Consider the following 21,352-nt stretch of genomic DNA (forward strand, 5'->3'; position numbering starts at 1 on the left):
AATAACTAGAAAAGATAGAATAGAAAATATTTTTTTGATATACTATTATTGATGATAAATATTATTTAAAGAAAGAAGGAGACAAATGAATTTTAAAATTGAAAGTGGAAAAGGAGTAGAATTAGTCCTAGTTCCAGAAAATTTTGAAGGTTTAAACGTATGCGACGAAACTCTCGGATACCTAAAGGAATCTTTTAGTCCAAAACTTGGAAATATTTTAACCATCCTAGGACCTGGCAAAAACGAAAGAGTATTCGTAGGAATTGGAAAAGAAAGTAATCTTGACCACCTAAGACGTGCAATCTTCGCAGGAACCAAAAAAATTATTGAAATCAAAAAAGATATGAAGTTTTCTCTTAAAAAAGTTTCATCTTTTGAAAAGGAAGATGTGCTTAAAGTGCTAGTTGAAGGCGCTCTACAAGCAACTTATAAATTCGATAAATATCTAAAGAAAGATGAAGATGAAGACGAAAGAGAAACTACAGTATTTATAGAAGGTGCTGAAGGACTTGAAAATTTAGTCGAAGAATATAAAAATGTACTAGAAGGTGTGTTTGTAACTAGAGATCTTGTAAACACACCAGCAAACGACATGTACCCAGAAGTACTTGCAAACTTCGCAAAAGAAGATTTAGGAAATCTAGGAGTAAATGTAAAAGTTCTAGGAAAATCTGAAATCGAAGCACTAAACATGGAAGCATTCCTACAAGTTGCAAGAGGATCAGATAAAGAACCTAAATTTATAATTATGGAATACCTTCCAGTTGCAAATGAAAAACCAATCATGCTAGTTGGAAAAGGACTTACCTACGACGCAGGTGGATACGCAATCAAACCTGCAGGCTCAATGGCAAGTATGAAATCAGACATGGGTGGATCAGCAGCAGTAATAGGAGCTATCCATGCCCTTGCAAAAAATAAAGTTAAGAAAAATGTAGTTGGAATTGTTGCAGCTTGCGAAAACCTAATCTCTGGTGACGCATATAAAAACGGAGATATCATCGGCTCAATGAAAGGTCTAACAATAGAAGTTGTAAACACTGATGCAGAAGGAAGACTAACCCTTGCAGACGCACTTTACTATGCAGCTACTAAGTACGACGGAAAAGTTATAGTTGACCTTGCTACACTTACAGGAGCATGTATCGTTGGACTAGGAATGTACACCACAGGATCAGTTTCAAACTGTGACGAAAACTATAATAAGATTGCTAAAGCTTTCGAAAAATCCGGAGAATTAGTATGGAGATGGCCAACCTTTGAAGTTCATAGAGAAGCAGTAAAGGGAACTATTTCTGACCTATTAAACTCTGTTTCAGGTGGCGGCGGATCAATCACCGCAGGATTATTCTTAGAAAACTTCGTAGAAGAAAGACCATGGGTTCACCTAGACATAGCAGGTCCAGCATTTGGCGATTCACAAAAAGGCTACCTACCAAAAGGAGCAACAGGAGTACCAGTTAAATCACTTTACGAATTTGTAAAGAATTATTAATAAAATAAATCAAAAATTATCGGCAGAAGGATTTCCCTCTGCCGACTTTTACAAAAAATATTAAATAATATGGAAGAAATAATAATTGAAAATAATCTAAAACTCATTTCATATTTTCCAAATCAAGAAATTACTCTGAAATGGTATCAAGATTTAGATGTTTGCAAACAAGTTGATAACATAGATATTCCTTATACAATAGAAAGATTAGATGCGATGTATAACTATCTTTCTTCTAATGGCGATTGTTACTACATTGAATTTAATAATACCCTAGTAGGCGATGTGTCTATTTTTAATGATAATGAAATTGCTATTGTTATCTCAAAAGAATTTCAAAATCAGCACATTGGTAGAAAATGTATTAATCAAATGATATTACTAGCCAAAGCAAAAGGTATAAAAGAATTAAAAGCAACCATATTTTCTTTTAATACACAAAGTAAAAAGATGTTTGAAGCTGCTGGCTTTAAACAAGTAGGTAAAGAATTGTATATACAAAATTTAAAAATATAAATTAGTTTTTATTGGCTATAATATCTGTTGGGGAGTAAAACACCAACAGATATTTTTATGTAAAAATTTTATTGTATTTTGGATAGATTATTTAAAAGTATTATATTTTCATATCTCAAATTTTTATTCGTAAAAATTACATCCTTTTGACATTCCACCTATTTTAAAAAGCTATGCAAGGATTTTAATCTTTGATAATATATACTTGAAAGAAAGAACTAAGTCATGATTTTTAGAATTCGAGGTACTTATGGAAGTTAAAAAAATTAAAGTTAATAAAAAGAAAAATATTGCCCTTGTTGCCCACGATCACAAGAAAAAAGAACTTTTGGATTGGGTAAAAAAGCACGAAGAAAAACTGAGAGGTCACAATTTTATTGGAACTGGCACAACTGCTACACTAATCTCTCGCGAGACTTCCCTGGATGTAAAGAGGCTTGTCTCTGGTCCACTAGGAGGCGATTTGCAGCTTGGATCAAAAATTTCTGATTTGGAAATTGATATTTTAGTTTTCTTCTGGGATCCACTTGAGGCACAACCTCATGACCCAGATGTCAAGGCTCTCCTAAGAATTGCAACCCTATATAACATCGCTATGGCAACTTCTCCTACTACTGGCGACTATATTTTATCTTCACCTATGTTTAACGAGGAATATGAAGTTGAGATTTTGGACAATGAATATTCTGTGGAACATAGAATTTTAAAAAATAAATTTGATTAATCTTTTATATTTTAAAGGCGGCTGGAGGTCGCCTTTTTTGAGATAAATTTTAACATCAAAAAAAGCGGTCTAAGCCGCTTTTATTTTTATATTAAATTACCGCTACTATTACTCCGCCAACATTTGCATAGGTGGATGTTAGTCCATTTGCTGTGAAGTAATGATAATTTTTAAAATTATACATTTCTTCCAGTTTTTCTCTTAAAAATTCGGATCTATCTTCTGATCCAACTCCTACTGTGATGATCAGTCTTTCTCCTAAATCATCGAACATTTCTCCAATATTTTTAGCTAAATTTACAAGAGATTTTTTAAATCCTCTATTGATTTGGAAAACTTCGATTTCACCATTTACTCCGTGCATAATTGGTCTAATGTTTAGTGCCCCTGCCATGATGCCTGTAACTTTTCCCATTCTTCCATTCTTAACTAAGTTATCAAACTTATCTAGTATAAAGAATATTTTCATGCTATTTCTTAGATTTTCCATCTTCTCAACAATTTCTTCAAATGTTAATCCTTCTCTAAGTTCTACTAGTTTTAAAAATAGTGCAATCTCTCCTGCTCCAGCTGCTAAAGAATCAATAACATGTACTTTTATATTTTTATTTTCTTCTTCTACCATTTGTTTTGCAACCATCGCTGAGTTATAAGATCCAGATAGTTTGCTTGTAATGGTGATTACAAATACTTCGTCTGTATTTCTTGAAAGGATTGCTTCTTTATATTCTAGAGGCGATGGACAGGATGTAACGACTCCTTTTTTAGATGCTTGCATATTAGTCAAGAATGCTTCTAAATCAAGATTTTCATCGTCTACATATTCTTTTGATTCTATCGTCATTTTAAATGGTACGACTGCAACATTATATTTTTCAATAATTTCTCTTGTAAGGTCGCAACATGAATCTACTACTATTCCTACCATATTTCCTCCTAACTGAGTTTGCTTTCAATAAGCTTTTTCAAATCTCTCGCATACTCTCCTATTACTTCTGTGTCTTTTCCTTCAATCATAACTCTTATTACAGGTTCTGTACCAGAGGTCCTAATGACTACTCTTCCTTCCCCTTCTAATTTTTCTTCGATTTCTTTAATCTTTGCTACGATTTCAGAATCTTCTTCGTACTTGTACTTGAGTTCATTTCTAACTCTTGCATTTTCTAAAACTTGTGGATATGAAACCATAAGGTCGTTTAACTCTGATAGTTTCATGTTCATATTTTTCATAGCTTCAAGAAGGAATAATCCTGTGCCAAGTCCATCTCCTGTGGTGTTGTAATCTAAAAATATTACGTGACCGGATTGTTCTCCACCTAGAACTCCATCTCTTTTTCTAAGTTCTTCTAAGATATATCTATCTCCAACCTTGGTGGTTATTAACTGTGCACCTATGGTTTCTAAGTATCTTGCAAGACCGATATTGGTCATTACTGTTCCAACTACAATATTATTTTTAAGTCCCTTTGTATTTTTAAGATAGGTTGCACAAATTGCAAGGATATGGTCTCCGTCGATTTCACGGCCGAGCTCATCGACAGCGATTATTCTATCTGCATCTCCGTCGAAAGAAAATCCAACGTCAAGTCCATTTTCTTTTACAAGATTCTTTATAAGTTCAGGATTGGTTGAGCCGCAGGATTTATTGATATTAGTTCCATCTGGACTGTCGTTTATTATAGTAACCTCTGCGTTTAAATCTTCTAGCACTTCTTTTGCAATTTTATATAATGCTCCATTTCCAGCATCGATTCCAATTCTCATGCCCTTTAGATCGAAATCATGACAAGATTTTAAGTATTCTTTGTATTTTTCTCTAGCGTCGGTGTGAACTACCTTTCCGATTTCATCGTAAGGAAGAGTTTTGTAAAGAGCTACGTCAGAATGTATAAGCTCTTCGATTCTATCTTCAACTTCATCACTTAGTTTGTAGCCTTCGTGACTGAAAAATTTAATTCCATTGTATTCGAATGGATTGTGAGATGCGGATATAACTATTCCGAAATCATAATCTCCATTTCTAGTTAAATAGGCTATTGCCGGTGTAGGTTCAACTCCTACAAGTTCAACATCGTAACCTATGCTCATAAGAGCAGATGCAACCGCACATTCCAAAAGATTTCCAGAAAGTCTAGTGTCCCTTCCGATTATAACTCTTCTAAATGTACTTTCATTTCCAAGCACATATCCTGCTGCTTTTCCTATATCATATGCCAATTCTGGAGTTAGGTATTCATTTGCAATACCTCTTACTCCGTCTGTTCCAAATAGTCTAGCCATTGTAATTCCTTTCTACTATCTGTCTTAGTTTTTCATTTGTATTTATTTCAGGGTCATCGAGCACCATTTCTGTCAAATCATTTAAAATCTTTTTAAATTCTGGTCCCGGTGTAAAACCCATTTCAATTAAATCTGAACCACTGATGTTTAAAAATTTCGGTTTCGAAGTCGGCTCCTTTAGAAGCTCTTCTACCCTATCTCTCCTCGTGTAAATATCATCAGCAGAACGAGATTTCATAGTGCCAAGTCTATCAGCAACCATAAGGTCGTAGAGATCTAAAATATTTTCGTTTCCTACTTTTCTGATCTGTCTTCTAAGTGCCCTATCTGTCATGACACTTTGAAAAGTCATGTGATTTTCAATAAGTATGACTACCTTTTTTATAATTTCATTTGAAAACTTAAATCTTCTAAGCACTTCTTTTGCAATTTTGCTGCTCTCTATTTCATGGCCGAAGTAGTGAGCCACTCCATCATCTCCCAAAGAAAATGTAGCAGGCTTACCAATATCGTGTAAAAGTGCTGCAAGTCTAACCTCTAAAACCTCTGGTGAATATCCCACCACATTTAAAATATGGTCGTAGAGATTGTTCTCGTGAAACTTAGAATTCTGATCGTAATCGTAGGTTTGTAGGATTTCAGGAAGGATAATATCAAAAATATGTAGCTTCCTTAAAAGATTCATACCCTTTTTTACGTTTTTATCAAGTAAAATCTTTACAAATTCATCGCGAATTCTTTCGAAAGATATATTTTTAAGTAGATTTACATTTGAAATTATAGCAGATTCTAAACTCGCCTCAATTTCAAAATCATACTTTGCGGCAAATCTCACCGCCCGAAGAATTCTTAAGGCATCCTCTTTTATCCTTATATTCGCATCTCCTATTGGACGAATAATTTTATTTTTTAAATCTCGAAGTCCGCCAACGTAGTCGATAAATTCTCCGTTGTAGAGTATAGCGTTTATAGTAAAATCTCTTCTCTTTAAATCTTCTTTTACATCCTTAGAAAAAATAACTTCCTCCGGCTTTCTAAAATTTTTATATTCACCATCGAGTCTAAAAGGTGTAATGTCCACAGAATAATTTTCTGTAAGAGCAAGCACCGTTCCAAGAGATCCACCTATGTCAATGGTGGTGTACATCTTAAGAGTCTTCCTTATTTCATCTGGAGTTGCCAATGTTGTGATGTCATAATCATGGATACTGTATCCGAGAATCATATCCCTAACCGCCCCACCAACGAAGTAGGATTCATAGTGACTGTTTAAAATATTAAAAAGATTCATAAGTTCATCAGAAATTATATTTTCCATGATTCTATTATAACACAATGATTATCACTAGTTAATTTATAAAAGTAATGAGAATAAGAAGCAAAAAATAATTATAAATATCCCTTTTATGGTACAATATACATAATAGGAGGTTTTTATGAAAAGAAAATTATTTATTATACTTCTAATACTTCCTCTTCTTTTAGTAGGTTGCAAGAAGAATAAAACTACTAAACTTCCAGTAGAAAATCAAAACACAAAGACTACTGAAGTTACAAATAACAAAGAAGGCGAAGATAAAACGGATCAAGAAGGAACTACAAACACTGAAAACGGAGAAAATCCTGATGGTACAGATTCAGAAAATACTGAAGGCGAAGAAGGTACTGCTCCAGAAGCTACTCCAAAAGCTTATAACAAAGAATTTTTAAAGAGCCTTTGCGATGACTCTTCTTATATTTCTCGTATAAGAGTTAATCAAGATTCAGCTGAAGGATATACTGCAAGCTTCGTCGTAGACTACAAGGGTGATCTTTCTCAAGTTGAGATGACCATTCCAAAGACTCTTAAATCTGGAAGAGAATACATCATCTTCTACAAAGATGACGAAAACGGTAAGATTGTACCTGCTAGATCAGAAGATTCTTTCATCGAAATCATGTCAAGCGAAGACAAGAGTCTAAACTATGTAGAAAATAGATACAAGAGAGAAGAAAAACAAGCAGAAACAACTATAGAAGATACTACAAACGACAAGAATTGAGGTCAAAATGAAAAATAAAATATTTACTATTATACTAGCTCTACTACTTATACCAAGTTTTGTACTTGCAAGCGGTGCAAATAAAATATCCATCGTTTTAAATAACGAAGTAGTTGCTACAGATGTAGAGCCATTTCTAAAGGATAACAGAACCTTTGTACCAGTTAGATTTATTTCTGAAAAACTTGGTTTCAAAGTTGACTGGAATGAAAAAGCACAACTTGTTACTATTACAAACAATAATAAAAAAATCGAACTTACCATCGGTAATAAGGAAGCAAAAGTAGATGGTAAAGCTGCTATGATTGATGTTGCTCCACTTTTAAAGGATAACAGAACCTTTGTACCACTTAGATTTATCTCTGAAAACTTAGGAGTTAAGACTTCTTGGGATGCAAAAACTTACAAAGTTATCCTTGAAACTAAATCTGCTTACGGACTTAATTTAACTGCAGAAGAAAAAGAATACTACGATACTGCTAAGAGTTTAGAAGAAGATCTAAAGATAAAGTTTGACGAAATGAAGTCATATCTATTCGAAAATGCAAGCAAGTATAACGAAACTGAGCTTAAAGAAATATACGAAGCTAAAAAGGCTGAAGCTAATGATATCATAAAGAAGATTGAAGATCTAAAGGTGCCTGATAAGTTTAAAGAATCTCACAATTTCCTACTAAAATCTATGGAAACTCTAAAGAGTGTTATAAACGGATTTGATGATTCTCTTATCAAGAAGGACCAAAAGGCTGCTACAAAAGTTGTAGAAGATCTTACAGTTTTTAACATCAGAATTGCAGAACATTTGAAAGCACTTAAATCAAATGCGGAAGGTATTCCTTACAATCCTGATGAAGCAATCAAAAAATACAATGAAACTAAAGACAGTCTACTTGGAGATCCAACTATAAAGAACCTTTTAGACAAAGTTAATAAATAATAAAAAATTAACCCGGACTTTTAATCTAATGTCCGGGTATTTTTATGAAAAATTTTATTTTTCAAGTGGAAGATAGATTGTAAAGGTGCTGCCCTTTCCTATTTCTGATGTGACTTCAATCCTTCCTCCGTGGGCTTCTACTATATGTTTTACTATGGATAGTCCAAGTCCTGTGGAGGATATTTTTTTAGATCTGGAGTGATCCACTACATAGAACCTTTCAAAGATTCTGTCTAGCAATTCTTCTTCGATTCCTATTCCATTGTCGGATATCTGCACTAAAGCAAATCCATCTTCTTTTGCAATTTTAAATTTGATTTCGCCACCGTCTCTATTGTACTTGATTGCATTGGTTAAGAGGTTCATCATAGCCTCTTTTATCATTTCTCCGTTTACCTTTGCCTTTACCCTGTCAAAATCTTTTACTAGATTTAGATTTTTATTTTTTATTTCGATTGCTAGATCGTCACAGACTTCGTCACCAAGCTCGTCTAAGCTTAGCTCTTCTATGATTACAGCATCATTTGCTTCTAGTTTAGATATCTTTAAAAGATCGTCTATTAGTCTTTGTAAATTGGTGGATTGTTTGTAGATTATTCCGCCAAATTCCTTTGTCTTTTCCTCTTCAACGTTTCCAGATTTTAAAAGTTCTGCAAATCCTGAGATAATTGTAAGGGGAGTTTTGAGTTCGTGGGTTACATTGCTTGTAAACTCTTCCCTCTTTTCTTTCAAACTATTTTCATAGGTTTTATCTGTTAGAAGAAGTGCTACTCCTCCTAGAGATTCTGATTCTGGTGAGATGAAGTATTCATAGATTTTATTATCTATTTCAATCTCGCCTTTTATATATTTTCCTTTGAAACCTTCATTTACTGCATCTAGAATTTTAGATTCGTTGGTAAGTTCCAATATATGGGAGCCCTTCTTTGAGTTGATTGGCTTTAAAATATTTATGGCAGAATCATTTATCAGCACAAGCCTTAGTGATCTGTCAAATATTACTAAACCTTCTTTCATCTTCGTTAAGATTGCTTCCACAGTATCATTTTGACTCTTTTCAATGGAATAGAGTTTTTCAAGTTCTAGATTTTTTTCGTCTATCTCTCTTAGATATGGATCTAGTTCTGGATATAGGTTTTGATGCTTGTAAACTCCTAGTTTTATCGGTTCCGTTATATTTTCTGTAATTCTCTTGGAAATAAATAGTGAAAGGAGAAATAGCGCCACCACTATAAATATTTCCACTGGAAATATTATTCTAAATATGGAAAATACCGAGTTTACTTCCTGGGCAACCCTGATTATTTTGTCGTCTGATTTTATTGCGTGGTAGATGGTGTCCCTGTTTAATGTTTTTGAATACCTTATGGACTTGCCTTCACCTTTTTCCAGTGCATCTTTTATCTCCGGTCTCTCTCTGTGATTTTCAAAGGTGGAAGAATCTTTCTCGCTGTCGTATAGGACTTTGCCATCACTATCTATTAAATTTATTCTTAAACCCTGTGCTTTTAATCTTTCCAGGCTGCTGTTATCCATTTCATACTGACTTACTATGAGCCTAGTTGTGGTTTTAAGATTTTTCTCTACGTTTTGTCTATATATTCTATAGAATACAAGTCCAGAGAAAAATGCTGTAAATAGTAAACAGTAGACGGATATCAAAACCATGGAATTAAATATTTTCTTTCTCATATTACTCCATCTTGTAGCCTACGCCACGAATAGTTGCTATATAGTCTTCACCGATTTTCTGTCTTAGGCTGGCAATGTGCATATCCACCGTTCTCGTCTCTCCAATATAGTCGAAGCCCCATATCTTTTCGATGATATTTTCTCTAGTTAAGACTATGGATTTATTTTCCGCCAAGTATTTTAAAAGTTCAAACTCTTTGTAGGTGAGATTTATTTCTTCTCCGTCCTTTTTAACGGTTCTTCTCTTGGTGTCGATTTTAATATCTCTTACTTCGATTTCTTCTGCTTCTCTTCCGAGCCTTCTGATATGAGCTTTGACCCTAGAAATAAGTTCCATTACTCCAAACGGTTTTTTGATATAGTCGTCTGCTCCCGCTTCAAGGCAGCTTACAACATCCATCTCTGCAGATTTTGCGGTTAACATGATTACAAGTGTGTTGTCGAACTTTCTATTTTCTCTAATCTTTTTTAATATTTCCTGTCCGCTCATACCTGGAAGCATGATGTCTAGTAGAATTATATCTGGTAGAATTTCCGTTTTGAAAAAATCTGGACCTTTTTCAAAGGTACTTACTTCAAATCCTTGGGTTGAAAGTGCATATTCAATTAATTTTCTTATATCCTCTTCATCTTCAATTATTGCTATTTTCAATTGTTCCCCCTGTAGAATATTTTACCCATTTTGCAATATTACTACCGTGATCAGCAATCCTTTCGAAATATTTAGCTATAATTATTATATCAACTATCATAGATGCATCTAGATCTCCGTTCTGTATCCTTTTAATCATTCTATTCTTTATATTTATAAATTCTTCGTCCACCGAATCATCTTTTTTCGTCACTTCTTCCGCATCTTCGTAGCTATTTTTGATAAAGGAATAGATTGCACTTTTCACTACATCTTTTGAATAGGTGGCTATATTAAATATTTCAAGATATAGATCTTTTTCCACCACAGGATTCATTTCAGAGATAATTCTTGCAATATTTATACATTGATTTCCGATTCTATTTATATCAGTTACCATTTTTAAGGCGGAACTTATCTTTCTAAAGTCCCCTGCCACCGGTTGAAACTCAAGAAGCATTCTAAGACATGTGTTTTGCACCTGTTTGTCTAGAGAATCAAGCTCTTCATAGACAGAGTTGAAATGTTCTAGGCTTATATCTTCCTCTTCTTTTATCGCTTTTAAAAGTTCTTCGATTGCCCTTTCCACAAGTCTACTCATTTCAAGCATGGTGGTATTTAAATCCAATAATTTATTATCTAATCTATTCATTAACCGAACCTTCCTGTTATATATTCTTCAGTTTTTTTCTTCTTTGGTCTTTCAAATAATTCTAGGGTCGGACCCTCTTCGATTATTTCTCCAAGTAGGAAAAATACTGTCTTGTCAGATATTCTTAAAGCTTGACTCATATTGTGGGTGACAATTATTATTGTGTAGTCCTTCTTTAATCTGTCCACCAATTCTTCAATCTTTGAAGTGGATATTGGATCTAGTGCAGAGGTTGGCTCATCCATAAGTAGCACTTCTGGCTTCGTTGCCAAGGCTCTTGCGATGCAGAGTCTTTGTTGTTGCCCACCAGATAATCCTAGGGCTGAGCTCTTAAGTCTATCTTTAACTTCGTCTAAAAGAGCTGCGTCATAGAGAGATCTCTCAACTATTTCGTTTAACTCCTTTTTATTTTTTATTCCTTGAACTCTTGGTCCGAAGGCTACATTATCATAGATGGATTTTGGAAATGGGTTTGGATTTTGAAATACCATTCCGACCCTCCATCTCAGTTCAATTGGGTCCATCTCTGTAAAAATATCCTTGCCATCAAGTAAAATTTTGCCATCTACTTTTGAATTGTCATTTAAGTCGCTCATTCTATTTAAGATTTTTAAAAATGTACTCTTTCCGCATCCAGAAGGTCCGATAAGTGCAGTCACTTCCTTCTCCTCCATCTCCACGTTGATATCTTTTAGAGCTTTGAAATTTCCATAATAAAAATCCAGGTTCTCTATTTTAAATTTACTCAACTTTTCCTCCCAATTTTCTATCCAATGATTTTGAATACTTCCTTACAAATATATTGAAAAGAAGAACTATTATTATAAGCAACGCAGAAGAAAAGTTTGCTATATCTTTTGCGTTTACTGCCGTTGATTCTGTGAACTGTGCCCATATATGAAGGGACAATGTCTCAGCAGGTCTAAATGGATTTAAGAAGTTGGTCCTAGATGTAATATCTAAGTTTGACCAAACTATGTCCGTACTCATTCCCGCCGTATATAGAAGTGCCGCCGCTTCTCCAAATGATCTTCCCGCTGCAAGTAGCACTCCAGTGAATATTCTTGAGATACAAGCTGGAAGTAAAACTTGTAAGATTGTAATCTTAGATGTTGCTCCAAGGGCGTATGCTCCAAGTCTTACTTCTTGTTTAACTCCGTTTAGTGCATCGATGGTTGTAGTTGCAATAAGTGGCACTGAGAGGATTGAAAGTGTAAGAGCACCTGCGAGCATGTTCCACTTTGCTCCTGTCATTAAAATAAATACCAAGTATCCAAAAAGTCCAACGATTATAGAAGGAAGTGAACTTAGAGTTTCTATTGAAAGCTTAATAAATTTCTTCATCCTTCCTTCCTTTGCAAATTCAACGATGTAGATTCCCGTTAAGATTCCAATCGGGGCGGAAAATACCAAGGATAGAAATACCATGTAGATGGTGTTAAATACCTGGTTCATTATTCCCTTTCTAGTGAAGGTTAAAAATTCTAAATCGAAAGATCTTATCCCTTTAAAAATCACATAACCTACAAATGCCATAAGCAGAAGTATGATCATCGCCGCAACTGTGGTAAATAAAACTGTGATGCATTTATCTATCTTTCTTGCCCTATTTATTTTGTTCATTTCTATCTCCTACCTTATGAATTAAAAATATTAAAAGAATGGAAATTATAAATAGAAGCGCTGACATAGACCATAGGACTGAATTATACTCCGTCTTGTCAAAAGTATTTCCCATGTTCGATGCAATTACAGAAGTTAGAGTTGAAGCGGATTCAAATATGGATTTTGGAACATTTCTAGTCTTACCTATTACCATGGATACTGCAAGTGCTTCTCCCATGGCTCTTGTAAGTCCAAGAATAATTCCCGTAATCATTCCAGATTTTCCAGCAGGAACTAGAACTTTGTAAATCATTTGCCATCTCGTGGTACCCAATGCGTAGGATGCATCTTTGTAAGCTTTTGGAACTCCTTTTAAAGAGTCGATCATGACAGATGCAATGGTTGGAAATATCATGACAGACAGAACTATAGCAGCAGTGAAGATATTATTTCCGTAGCTTAGATTAAATAGATCTCTTATAAATGGTACAAGCACCACTAGTCCCGTCCATCCATATACGATGGATGGAATCGCAACAAATATTTCTATAGTCGGTCTTAAGAATTTCTCTCCCAACCTTGGAGATACTTCTGTTATAAATATTGATGATACTGCTGCAAACGGAGTTGCAAATAAAAGCGCTAGTCCACATGTGTAAAAAGAGCCAAGTATAAATGGTACTGATCCAACAGTACCCTTGGCTCCCACAGAATCCGCAGGATTAAAATCAGATGAGAATAGAAATTCTTTTAGAGAATGTCCAAGGGCAGTAAATGTATACTGTCCCTTGTACATTAAGAATATTCCTATAAAGATAGTTATAAGGATGGTAGAAAATGAAATTCCATATACTATCCCTCTGAACTTCGTGTCCTGGCTAGATATTTTTCTTATTCTCTCTCTTATCATCTTTCTACTTTCATATTGGAAGTTGCGCCATATCCTTGTTCTTCAATATGAGATGCATACTCGTCGGACATGATGTAGTCAATAAATGCTTTTACCACTTCATTAGGTTCGCCTTTTGTATACATGTGTTCATATCCCCAAACAGGATAACTTCCGTCGTAAGTTGTTTCAAGACTAGGTTTAACACCATCTATGGCAACAGGGGTAACGTCACTGTTATTTATAATATATGGTAGAGCTACATATCCAATTGCACCTTTGTTTGATTTTATAGTTTCTAGAAGTTCTCCAGAGTTATCTGTTTCAAGATAAGAATCGCCTTGGGTCTTATCTCCATCAAGGGCAAATTCTGTAAATAGTGCTCTAGTTCCTGAAGAGTCAGGTCTTGTTACTAATAGAATCTTTTCATCAGGTCCGCCAACTTCGCTCCAGTTTTTTATTTCACCTGTAAATATTTTCTTAAGCTGATCTTTTGTTAGGTCGTTTACTTTTTCTCCGATATCGTTATTAACTATAGCAGCCATGGTAACTACACATACTTTGTGGTCCACCAATTCTTTTGCTTTTTCTGCATCTAGTTTGTCTTCTGCAAATACGTCAGAAGATCCAATATCTACTGAACCGTCAAATACTTGTTTAAGTCCAGTTCCAGATCCTCCACCATTAACTGTGATGGAAATATTTGGTTCAACTTCTTTGAATTTGTCTGCAGCGTCTTGTGCAAGTGGAAGTAGTGCAGATGATCCAGATGCTGTGATGGATCCTTCTAACTTATCTGACTTTTCTTCAGTCTTTTGGTTGTTTGTCTTTTCGTTTGAACTATTTTTCTTAGCTGTATCTTTTCCGCAAGCCACTAGTAGGGCAAATGCTAGGACGATAACTAATCCTTTCATAAGATTTTTCATTAATATCACCTCTTGTTTTTCATTATAGGTGGTCAGTGTAAAGGCAATATAAAGATTAATCCTAGTTTATGTAAAGAATCTTTACAATTAAATTTTATTTGCAATTCAACTCATAAAAAAACCACCTTTGATATTAATCTAAAGGTGGTAATTTTAAAATTTTGTAAGATCTATGACCTCTCCGTCAAGTCTATCTATAAGTCTCTTGTTGTGGGAGATTAAAATCATTCCCATATTGTGTTCTATTCTAAAATGTTCTAGCACTTCGAAAAGTTGCACCTGAGTTATTGCATCTACCATGGTGGTTATTTCGTCAAGAACCAGGTACTTCGTCTCACGAGACATTATTCTTGCAAGACAAATTCTTTGGAGTTCTCCTCCGGATAATTCCTGTGGAAATTTCTCCAACCAGTAGTCCTTTATTCCAAATTTTTCTGCCACATCACAATTTACATTCCAACCCTCATTTAAAATCTTGCCGATCTTCCATCTTCTGTTTACAGATTTTTCCGGATGTTGAAATGCCATCTGCACAGGAAGATATCCTTTGTAGTCTAAAATGTTTTTCCCGTCGACCAGGACTTCTCCCCTACATGGTTTTAAATATCCTCCGATTAATTTGCCTAAGGTTGATTTTCCATATCCGGATGGGGCGGTTATAATCGTCAGCCCTCCCGGGGACACACTCAAGTTTATATTTTTTAAAACTTCTTTATTTCCATATGAAAATGAAACATTTTTAACTTCTAGCATAGGTCACCTGCTTCTATTGAATGGAATCCATTTTCTGGAAGTGCTCTAAATAATGCCCTCGAATATGGATGGGCAAGTCCATTTCCATCTTCTCCAATCTTTTCTATTTCTGTAGTTTCTATAATAGTTCCGTCATAAAAAAATGCAATTCTATCTGTACATTTCATCGCCATTTCGATGTCGTGGGTGATTACCACCGCAGATTTTCCTTTAGCTTTGACAGATTTAAAATAATTTATGATGGTGTCAGTACTTTTCGTATCCATTCCCGGCGTCGGTTCATCTGCTATGATTAGATTTGCATCAGCAAGAATTGAATCTGAAACTAGAACTCTTCTTAACATTCCTCCAGATAGTTCGTGGGGATAGAGGTTTAGCACATCTTTTTCTAAACCGAATTCTTCGTAGACTATTTCTACATCTCTTTTATCTGCAGTATATTCGCTCTGCCTTCCAACTTTTAAAAGCGGATTTAGTGAGTTTACTGTCTGTGGTATAAAAGAAATTTCTCTCCCATAGAGTTTATTTAATCTCTCCTTGGTAAGTTCTTCTTCCTTATACTTTATTTCTCCAGAAACTAATGCGTTATATGGAAGAAGGCCCAAAATCGCGTGGGCAAGTAGACTCTTACCTGAGCCCGATGCGCCGAATATTGCCAGGATTTCTCCATCCCTTACTTCCAAATCCAAATCGTGAACTACGTGGACGATCCTCTTTCTAAAGAAGCTTGTGTACTGTTCAAATGATATATTTAAATTTTTAACTGTGAGTAGCATAGCATCACCTGTGAATTTCATTTGGATCTAGGAAACTTTTTAGATTTTCTCCCAACCTATTTACACATAGCACCAAGAATACGAGCATAAGTCCAGGAAATAGTGCAAGATAAATATGTCCTGTGGTTATATACTTCATGCTCTCTTGAAGGATGATTCCAATTGCTGGAGTGGAAAGGGAAAGTCCAAATCCCAAGAATGTTATCCCTGCTTCGTGTAAAATCGCATGTGGAAATAGTAGTACAAGCCCTACCACAATCTGTGGAAGTAGGTGCGGCAAAATATGATTCTTAAAAATATAGAAATTGCTCTTTCCCATGGCTTTTGAAATATTTATATAGTTCTCATCCAAAAGTTCAAGAATTTCTGATCGAAGAATCCTCGTAAGTCCAGTCCAATGTGTGAGAGCAAGTCCGATTATAACTCCTCTTATTCCCCTGCCAACAGCAACAGAAATGAGAATTAAAAACATCATATGTGGTATGGATAAGAATCCATCGATTAAGAAATTTACAACTGTATCCGTCTTTTCTTTTCCAACCACAAGTAAAATACAAAATATTATTGAGATTAAAAAACTGGCAATGGTTCCGATAAATCCAACTTTGATAGAAGTTGCAAGACCTTTAATCGTTCTAAGATACATATCACGTCCTGCATGATCTGTGCCGAAGATATGATTTTTAGACGGAGCCATTAGTTTTTCTCTAAAGTTTGAAGAAAGAGCTTCTTCATTTATAAGTGATCCGTGAACATATACATATAGAATAAATGATGCGGTTAAGATCATGATGATCATCATCCAAATTCTTTTTCTGCTGAGTTCGTCCTTGTATTCAACTTGCCTTTCCTTAAGGAGACTTTCTCTTATGGTACTTGAATCAATCTTCATCTTGCCACCTCATTCTCGGATCTAGAATTACATACATAAGGTCGCACATCCTATTTCCAACGTAGACAAAGATCATACTGAATAGAACGAGACCAAGTAGTAGAGGTACATCTCCTCTTAGTCCAGCCTCTACAGTTAGACTTCCAAGTCCTGGATAGTTAAATACATTTTCTGCAAGGACTGCTCCAGAAAATAATTCGCTAAAGTATGTAAATTGTATGGTTAGTCCTGGTAGGATCATATTTTTTAAGGCGTAACTATTTACGATTCTGTTCTTTTGTATTCCTCTTGAATAGGCGTAGAGCACATATTCAGAATTCATAACGTCTATGACCTTTTGCCTAGTGTGAAGGGCGATATTTGAAATTCCAACTATGGCAAGAGTTATCCCAGGTAGTATCATGTGGTGAAGCCTACTTGCGATGGAAATATCTTTTTCAAGCATTCCTATTGGACTTCCCATGGATGCAGGAAATAGTCCTAGCTTAATGGAAAATATTATAATCATAAGCATTCCCACCCAAAATTGTGGTGTAGACGCCAAAACTATTGCATATAATTTTATAGATCTATCCCTTAAGCTATTTTCGTTTGAACCTGCAATAATTCCTAAAAATAGCCCGAATATTCCTTGAATAATCCAGGCAAAACTCATAAGCATTATTGATGATTTGAAACCTCTCTTTATTATTTCCAGAACAGGTCTTCCGTAGATGTTTGAAATCCCAAGATTTCCTCTTACAAGATGGGTAATCCAAATCCAGTATCTCTTTATAAATGGAAGGTCTAGTCCCCACTCTCTTATAAGTTTCTCTCTCATTTCAGGTGTAAGACCCACGCCTCTGCTTCTCGCAAAAGCAGAGACGGGATCAATAGGGGAGATGTCCATCAAAAGAAAAGATATAAATGTTACAAAGATTAGTAAACAAATGAAGTAAGTTATTTGTTTTAGTACTTTTTTAGCCATCTTCCCCTCCTATTTATTTAGTCCATTTCCAATTAGAAATGGTATCTAACATTGGCCATCCACCACCGTGTGGTTGAATTTTTTGTCTACCTATATCGAGACCATCTCTTACTAGGTACACATGATTTTCATTTACAAGCCATACCCATGGACAGTCCCCCTTAGCAGAAAGTCCTGTTTCTCCATCCCATTGAGCAAGCTTGAAGTTTTCATTTAATTCTTCTACAGTGTCTGAAGACAATCCCTTTTCAAAATATTCGTCAACTTTTTTATTTGAATAGAAGTTTGAGTTGTAGTATTCAACTCCTCTGTACAAAGATGAATAACTGTAGAACATTTCAAGTGGATCGTAACCTCCCCAACCGAATAGAACTGCATCTGAATACATATGTGGAGTTACGAAATCCCAATCACCGAATATAGGATTAATTTCGATACCGATTTTTTTCGCTTGGTCGCAGAAATAAACTGCTATGTCTTCACGATCTTGGTATGCGTAGTAGAGGTCAAACTTAGCTTTTACACCGTCTTTTTCTCTAATTCCATCAGATCCTTCTACCCAACCTGCATCCTCTAGAATCTTCTTAGCTTTTTCTATGTCTCCGTCATTTTCTTCTACAGTCTTATCGTTAAACCATGGAAGTCCATCAGCGATTGAATATGCAGGAGTACCTTCTCCATCTAGGATAGTTTCGATCATTTCTTTTCTATCCATAGCGATATCAAGAGCGCGTCTGATATTTATATCGGAAGTAACATTGTTTCCGATAGGTGAACCAGGCATGATTGATTTATCATCTGTCACCTTTCCAGTAGATGGTACAGTTGGAAGAGATATCCCTCTGTTGTCGACAGTCTTTATAGATTCAGTATGAAATCCTGGGAAGTCTGTGTGCTTTGCAGTAATAGGAATTCTAATTACATCGCAATCACCAGCTTTTGCAGTAGCAAGAGCTTGGTCTTGGTCCTTAAAAAATAAAAATGTAATCTTCTTAAAAGGAACTTTTTCTCCGATGTAGTATTCATTTGGCTCAACTATAAGTTGTTGACCTACTTTCCATTCAACGAGTTTAAATGGACCTGAGCCGATAGGGTTCTTTCCATAATCAGGACCATAAGATTTTTCTGGCACGATTGCAAGTGAACACATGGATGATGTAAAAGAAATATCTGGTTCATTTAGATGAATTTCAACGTGTTTATCATCAGTTGCAACAGCATCTACAAGTCTAGTTAGATTAACTCCAGGAGTACCCTCCTTCTTAGCAAGATTGTATGTAAAAGCTACATCACTTGCGGTTAAATCTGAACCATCGGAGAATTTTAAATCGTCTTTAAGTTCAACTTTTATAGTTTTTTTGTCTTCTGAAAGTTCATAAGATTTTGCTAAATCTGGAACTATATTTAAATCCAGGTCTCTTTTAAGTAGAGCTGATTGGAAAATAGAAGTTCCGTAGTGACCAGAGCCATGTATAGGGTCCCAACCCTTGTCCGGTTCAGAACCAAAACCTAGCACAAGCTCATCCTTATTATGTACACTTTCTGTCTCTACATTGTTCTTATCGTTTGCGGCTTGATTTCCCTCATCCTTTTTGCCACAAGATGTAAGAATTAATGTAAATAATAATAAAATAGATAATTTTTTAAATAATTTTTTCATAAATACCTCCTAGTAAAATTTTATCATAGTATAACATTTGTTACAATAATTCAAAATAATATGCAATTTGTTACAAAAATATTATTGTTTTTAGTAAAAAATTATTTTAATTGGCTTCGATTTATATTTTAAAATTTTTATGACAATATATATGGTAAAATCATATTTAGAGACTATTGTAAAAATTCAGGAGGAGAATATGTTTAATAAACACTTTTCAGAAATCAAGAAAACCCAAATCATCGCAATCATAACTGGAATGATGAATTCTATCGGTGCTGTTCTAAGTGCTTTTATGATTCAAAAAATCGTGGACGCAGTTACTTCTAAAGAAGTGCATCTAATAAAGGATCTGTCCATCAAGTTCGTTATACTTTTAGTAGCATTTTTAATAGTTAGTTTCGCTTTTCAATACTATCTAAGGATTATCATTCAAACCGGTTCTTTTCAAATTAGAAAGAATTTATTTTCCAATCTTTTTAAATTGGACTACATAGATATTTCCAAGTTTAAATCTGGAGATATATTAACATCCATTACCAGCGATACTGAACGTATTTCTGAAATGTATTCTCTATCCACAGTTACAACTTTTATGATGGCGACACAATTTATAATAACCATAAGCCTTATTACTTACTATAACTACTTTGTAAGTATATTTGCACTAGTCTGTGTCTTACTCGGTATGTTTGTTTCTAAGATAACATCTAAGAAAATCGCGGAATATAGCGTAGAGCTTCAAGCAATCTCCGGAAAAGAAAATTCACAAATCATAGAGACCATGGAGGGAGCGAGAACTGTAAAACAACTTAAAAAAGAAGAATATTTCTTCGATGAATATAAAAATATACTAGATGATAAGTACAAAGCTTCCAAAAAACTTGCAGTGCAAATTGCAATATATTCAGATGTGTATGTCTTTGCAAATAATATTATGCCATTTGCAACCGTTGTTATCTCTTTGGTCTTTGTACTTAAAGGCACTATGACCGTTGGACAACTTGTTGCAATTCTTTCTATTGCAGGAGCGCTTACTGAACCGATCACATTCCTTGGAGATCTTATAAGCAAGAAAAAAGTTGCCGACGAACTTCTAAAGAAAAATGAAAATCTATTGGAACTTCCTTGTGTAGATACTAAGAAACCTATGCTAAATACAGGCAGCTCATTTGAAAGTCTAGATTTTAAGTCTTCTGGTTATTCCTTTGGAGAGAGAACTATCCTAGAAGATGTTGATTTTACTTTAAATAAGGGAAGAGTCTACGCCATCGTTGGAGAAAGCGGTAAAGGCAAATCTACTATTTACAATATTATTTCTAAGTTCGTGGATAATAAAGATGTAAAAGTTTTGATAAATGGAAAGGATATTTCCGAAATTTCATCAGCTGCCATCTATGACAATATCATGCAGGTGGACCAAAAACCTTTCACTATCAATAAATCCATTAAGGAAAATATAATTCTTGGAGATAAATTTAGTAATGAAGAGTTAAATAAAGTTATCGAAGTCTGCCAACTTAAAAACTTGGTAAAGGAGAAGGGATTAGATTTTGTAATCGATGAAAGAGGAGAAAATGTAAGTGGTGGAGAGAAACAGAGAATTTCAATTGCAAGGATGCTTATAAGAAAACCAGATCTTCTACTTCTTGACGAGCCTACCAGTGCTCTTGACGAAGCTACCAGTGAAAACTTCGTAAGTGATCTTGTAAATTTTGCAAAGGAAGAAAATATCACCATCGTATCCATCACCCACAGAGAAGACTTCACGAAAAAAGCGGATGAAATTATTAGAATTTAAATTTAAAATTAAGCAGGCTTACATAAAAAGAAGCCTGTTTTTTGTATTGAATTAAATTTAATCAGTTTTTTAAAAATTTAATAAAAAAAATAGAACCTTGCGGCTCTATTTAAA

21 protein-coding genes are annotated in these 21,352 nt (G+C 34.7%); 6 read left to right on the forward strand and 15 right to left on the reverse strand.

What is annotated here, in order from left to right:
• Nucleotides 1-85 precede the first annotated feature (85 nt).
• The 3 genes from HMPREF1252_RS01770 to HMPREF1252_RS01780 all read left to right on the forward strand — a co-directional run bounded on the left by HMPREF1252_RS01770 (nt 86) and on the right by HMPREF1252_RS01780 (nt 2,735).
• The gene (locus HMPREF1252_RS01770) at nt 86-1,495 is read left to right on the forward strand and encodes a leucyl aminopeptidase (protein WP_023059106.1); all 1,410 of its coding nucleotides are present in this window, start codon (nt 86-88) and stop codon (nt 1,493-1,495) included.
• A 69-nt stretch (nt 1,496-1,564) separates the two neighbouring features.
• The gene (locus HMPREF1252_RS01775; protein WP_023059023.1) at nt 1,565-2,011 is read left to right on the forward strand and encodes a GNAT family N-acetyltransferase; all 447 of its coding nucleotides are present in this window, start codon (nt 1,565-1,567) and stop codon (nt 2,009-2,011) included.
• A 250-nt stretch (nt 2,012-2,261) separates the two neighbouring features.
• The gene (locus HMPREF1252_RS01780) at nt 2,262-2,735 is read left to right on the forward strand and encodes a methylglyoxal synthase (RefSeq protein ID WP_023059087.1); all 474 of its coding nucleotides are present in this window, start codon (nt 2,262-2,264) and stop codon (nt 2,733-2,735) included.
• Nucleotides 2,736-2,826: 91 nt separating this feature from the next.
• Here HMPREF1252_RS01780 and HMPREF1252_RS01785 read toward each other — a convergent pair whose 3' ends face one another.
• Genes HMPREF1252_RS01785 through HMPREF1252_RS01795 form a run of 3 tightly spaced genes read right to left on the reverse strand, consistent with a single transcriptional unit; the run spans nt 2,827 to nt 6,333 of the window.
• Entirely contained in the window at nt 2,827-3,663 is an 837-nt protein-coding gene (locus tag HMPREF1252_RS01785; RefSeq protein ID WP_023059015.1) for a DegV family protein, read from the reverse strand.
• Between the two features lie 8 nt (nt 3,664-3,671).
• A complete protein-coding gene (gene glmM / locus HMPREF1252_RS01790; protein ID WP_023059095.1) occupies nt 3,672-5,015 on the reverse strand; it encodes a phosphoglucosamine mutase in 1,344 nt (447 codons plus the stop codon).
• The gene (locus HMPREF1252_RS01795) at nt 5,008-6,333 is read right to left on the reverse strand and encodes a CCA tRNA nucleotidyltransferase (RefSeq protein WP_023059104.1); all 1,326 of its coding nucleotides are present in this window, start codon (nt 6,331-6,333) and stop codon (nt 5,008-5,010) included. Before HMPREF1252_RS01795 ends, glmM begins: the two co-directional genes overlap by 8 nt.
• A 118-nt stretch (nt 6,334-6,451) precedes the next feature.
• Between HMPREF1252_RS01795 and HMPREF1252_RS09175 the strand changes: the two genes are divergently transcribed.
• Together HMPREF1252_RS09175 and HMPREF1252_RS01805 are read left to right on the forward strand one after the other, a co-directional pair.
• Nucleotides 6,452-7,057, forward strand: coding sequence for a hypothetical protein (locus HMPREF1252_RS09175; protein WP_008902640.1), 606 nt, complete (start codon nt 6,452-6,454; stop codon nt 7,055-7,057).
• Nucleotides 7,058-7,064: 7 nt separating this feature from the next.
• Nucleotides 7,065-7,994: a copper amine oxidase N-terminal domain-containing protein gene (locus HMPREF1252_RS01805; protein ID WP_023059034.1), complete on the forward strand. Its 930-nt coding sequence runs from the start codon at nt 7,065-7,067 to the stop codon at nt 7,992-7,994.
• A gap of 54 nt (nt 7,995-8,048) precedes the next feature.
• Here the strand turns inward: HMPREF1252_RS01805 and HMPREF1252_RS01810 are convergent, their stop codons facing one another.
• From HMPREF1252_RS01810 to HMPREF1252_RS01865, 12 genes are all read right to left on the reverse strand, one after another.
• Nucleotides 8,049-9,686: an ATP-binding protein gene (locus HMPREF1252_RS01810; protein ID WP_023058958.1), complete on the reverse strand. Its 1,638-nt coding sequence runs from the start codon at nt 9,684-9,686 to the stop codon at nt 8,049-8,051.
• A gap of 1 nt (nt 9,687) precedes the next feature.
• Complete coding sequence (locus tag HMPREF1252_RS01815; RefSeq protein WP_023059068.1) at nt 9,688-10,338, reverse strand: response regulator transcription factor; 651 nt, start codon at nt 10,336-10,338, stop codon at nt 9,688-9,690.
• A complete protein-coding gene (phoU, locus tag HMPREF1252_RS01820) occupies nt 10,319-10,969 on the reverse strand; it encodes a phosphate signaling complex protein PhoU (protein ID WP_023059002.1) in 651 nt (216 codons plus the stop codon). Before phoU ends, HMPREF1252_RS01815 begins: the two co-directional genes overlap by 20 nt.
• Nucleotides 10,969-11,718: a phosphate ABC transporter ATP-binding protein PstB gene (gene pstB, locus HMPREF1252_RS01825; protein WP_008902645.1), complete on the reverse strand. Its 750-nt coding sequence runs from the start codon at nt 11,716-11,718 to the stop codon at nt 10,969-10,971. The genes phoU and pstB overlap by 1 nt, the downstream gene beginning before the upstream one ends.
• The gene (gene pstA, locus HMPREF1252_RS01830; RefSeq protein WP_023058947.1) at nt 11,711-12,592 is read right to left on the reverse strand and encodes a phosphate ABC transporter permease PstA; all 882 of its coding nucleotides are present in this window, start codon (nt 12,590-12,592) and stop codon (nt 11,711-11,713) included. Before pstA ends, pstB begins: the two co-directional genes overlap by 8 nt.
• Nucleotides 12,576-13,484: a phosphate ABC transporter permease subunit PstC gene (gene pstC, locus HMPREF1252_RS01835; RefSeq protein WP_023059061.1), complete on the reverse strand. Its 909-nt coding sequence runs from the start codon at nt 13,482-13,484 to the stop codon at nt 12,576-12,578. The genes pstA and pstC overlap by 17 nt, the downstream gene beginning before the upstream one ends.
• Nucleotides 13,481-14,389 carry a phosphate ABC transporter substrate-binding protein gene (locus tag HMPREF1252_RS01840; protein ID WP_023059124.1) on the reverse strand — a complete coding sequence of 303 codons (909 nt, stop codon included), beginning with the start codon at nt 14,387-14,389 and terminating at the stop codon, nt 13,481-13,483. Before HMPREF1252_RS01840 ends, pstC begins: the two co-directional genes overlap by 4 nt.
• A 153-nt stretch (nt 14,390-14,542) precedes the next feature.
• A complete protein-coding gene (locus HMPREF1252_RS01845) occupies nt 14,543-15,142 on the reverse strand; it encodes an ABC transporter ATP-binding protein (protein WP_023059022.1) in 600 nt (199 codons plus the stop codon).
• Nucleotides 15,136-15,918 carry an ABC transporter ATP-binding protein gene (locus HMPREF1252_RS01850; RefSeq protein ID WP_023059114.1) on the reverse strand — a complete coding sequence of 261 codons (783 nt, stop codon included), beginning with the start codon at nt 15,916-15,918 and terminating at the stop codon, nt 15,136-15,138. Before HMPREF1252_RS01850 ends, HMPREF1252_RS01845 begins: the two co-directional genes overlap by 7 nt.
• A gap of 4 nt (nt 15,919-15,922) precedes the next feature.
• Entirely contained in the window at nt 15,923-16,810 is an 888-nt protein-coding gene (locus HMPREF1252_RS01855) for an ABC transporter permease (protein ID WP_023058998.1), read from the reverse strand.
• Nucleotides 16,800-17,777 (reverse strand): ABC transporter permease, encoded by a 978-nt coding sequence (locus HMPREF1252_RS01860; RefSeq protein ID WP_023058954.1) that lies wholly within the window; start codon nt 17,775-17,777, stop codon nt 16,800-16,802. Before HMPREF1252_RS01860 ends, HMPREF1252_RS01855 begins: the two co-directional genes overlap by 11 nt.
• 13 nt (nt 17,778-17,790) lie before the next feature.
• Nucleotides 17,791-19,437: an ABC transporter substrate-binding protein gene (locus HMPREF1252_RS01865; protein ID WP_023059065.1), complete on the reverse strand. Its 1,647-nt coding sequence runs from the start codon at nt 19,435-19,437 to the stop codon at nt 17,791-17,793.
• 199 nt (nt 19,438-19,636) lie between these two features.
• Here HMPREF1252_RS01865 and HMPREF1252_RS01870 point away from each other — a divergent pair, with 199 nt between their 5' ends.
• Complete coding sequence (locus HMPREF1252_RS01870) at nt 19,637-21,238, forward strand: ABC transporter ATP-binding protein (protein ID WP_023058941.1); 1,602 nt, start codon at nt 19,637-19,639, stop codon at nt 21,236-21,238.
• Nucleotides 21,239-21,352: the final 114 nt, after the last annotated feature.

Origin of the sequence: Peptoniphilus sp. BV3AC2, assembly GCF_000478945.1 — a bacterium.
In the GTDB taxonomy this organism is placed as follows: domain Bacteria; phylum Bacillota; class Clostridia; order Tissierellales; family Peptoniphilaceae; genus Peptoniphilus_B; species Peptoniphilus_B duerdenii.

What these genes read in the sequence shown, in the direction of transcription:
- HMPREF1252_RS01805 (WP_023059034.1), top strand. Translation starts at nt 7,065, where the DNA reads ATGAAAAATAAAATATTTACTATTATACTAGCTCTACTACTTATACCA.
- HMPREF1252_RS01865 (WP_023059065.1), bottom strand. Translation starts at nt 19,437, where the DNA reads ATGAAAAAATTATTTAAAAAATTATCTATTTTATTATTATTTACATTA.
- HMPREF1252_RS01775 (WP_023059023.1), top strand. Translation starts at nt 1,565, where the DNA reads ATGGAAGAAATAATAATTGAAAATAATCTAAAACTCATTTCATATTTT.
- HMPREF1252_RS01850 (WP_023059114.1), bottom strand. Translation starts at nt 15,918, where the DNA reads ATGCTACTCACAGTTAAAAATTTAAATATATCATTTGAACAGTACACA.
- HMPREF1252_RS01785 (WP_023059015.1), bottom strand. Translation starts at nt 3,663, where the DNA reads ATGGTAGGAATAGTAGTAGATTCATGTTGCGACCTTACAAGAGAAATT.
- HMPREF1252_RS01860 (WP_023058954.1), bottom strand. Translation starts at nt 17,777, where the DNA reads ATGGCTAAAAAAGTACTAAAACAAATAACTTACTTCATTTGTTTACTA.
- HMPREF1252_RS01795 (WP_023059104.1), bottom strand. Translation starts at nt 6,333, where the DNA reads ATGGAAAATATAATTTCTGATGAACTTATGAATCTTTTTAATATTTTA.
- HMPREF1252_RS01780 (WP_023059087.1), top strand. Translation starts at nt 2,262, where the DNA reads ATGGAAGTTAAAAAAATTAAAGTTAATAAAAAGAAAAATATTGCCCTT.
- glmM (WP_023059095.1), bottom strand. Translation starts at nt 5,015, where the DNA reads ATGGCTAGACTATTTGGAACAGACGGAGTAAGAGGTATTGCAAATGAA.
- HMPREF1252_RS01870 (WP_023058941.1), top strand. Translation starts at nt 19,637, where the DNA reads ATGTTTAATAAACACTTTTCAGAAATCAAGAAAACCCAAATCATCGCA.
- HMPREF1252_RS01845 (WP_023059022.1), bottom strand. Translation starts at nt 15,142, where the DNA reads ATGCTAGAAGTTAAAAATGTTTCATTTTCATATGGAAATAAAGAAGTT.
- HMPREF1252_RS01770 (WP_023059106.1), top strand. Translation starts at nt 86, where the DNA reads ATGAATTTTAAAATTGAAAGTGGAAAAGGAGTAGAATTAGTCCTAGTT.
- pstC (WP_023059061.1), bottom strand. Translation starts at nt 13,484, where the DNA reads ATGATAAGAGAGAGAATAAGAAAAATATCTAGCCAGGACACGAAGTTC.
- HMPREF1252_RS09175 (WP_008902640.1), top strand. Translation starts at nt 6,452, where the DNA reads ATGAAAAGAAAATTATTTATTATACTTCTAATACTTCCTCTTCTTTTA.
- phoU (WP_023059002.1), bottom strand. Translation starts at nt 10,969, where the DNA reads ATGAATAGATTAGATAATAAATTATTGGATTTAAATACCACCATGCTT.
- HMPREF1252_RS01855 (WP_023058998.1), bottom strand. Translation starts at nt 16,810, where the DNA reads ATGAAGATTGATTCAAGTACCATAAGAGAAAGTCTCCTTAAGGAAAGG.
- pstA (WP_023058947.1), bottom strand. Translation starts at nt 12,592, where the DNA reads ATGAACAAAATAAATAGGGCAAGAAAGATAGATAAATGCATCACAGTT.
- HMPREF1252_RS01840 (WP_023059124.1), bottom strand. Translation starts at nt 14,389, where the DNA reads ATGAAAAATCTTATGAAAGGATTAGTTATCGTCCTAGCATTTGCCCTA.
- HMPREF1252_RS01810 (WP_023058958.1), bottom strand. Translation starts at nt 9,686, where the DNA reads ATGAGAAAGAAAATATTTAATTCCATGGTTTTGATATCCGTCTACTGT.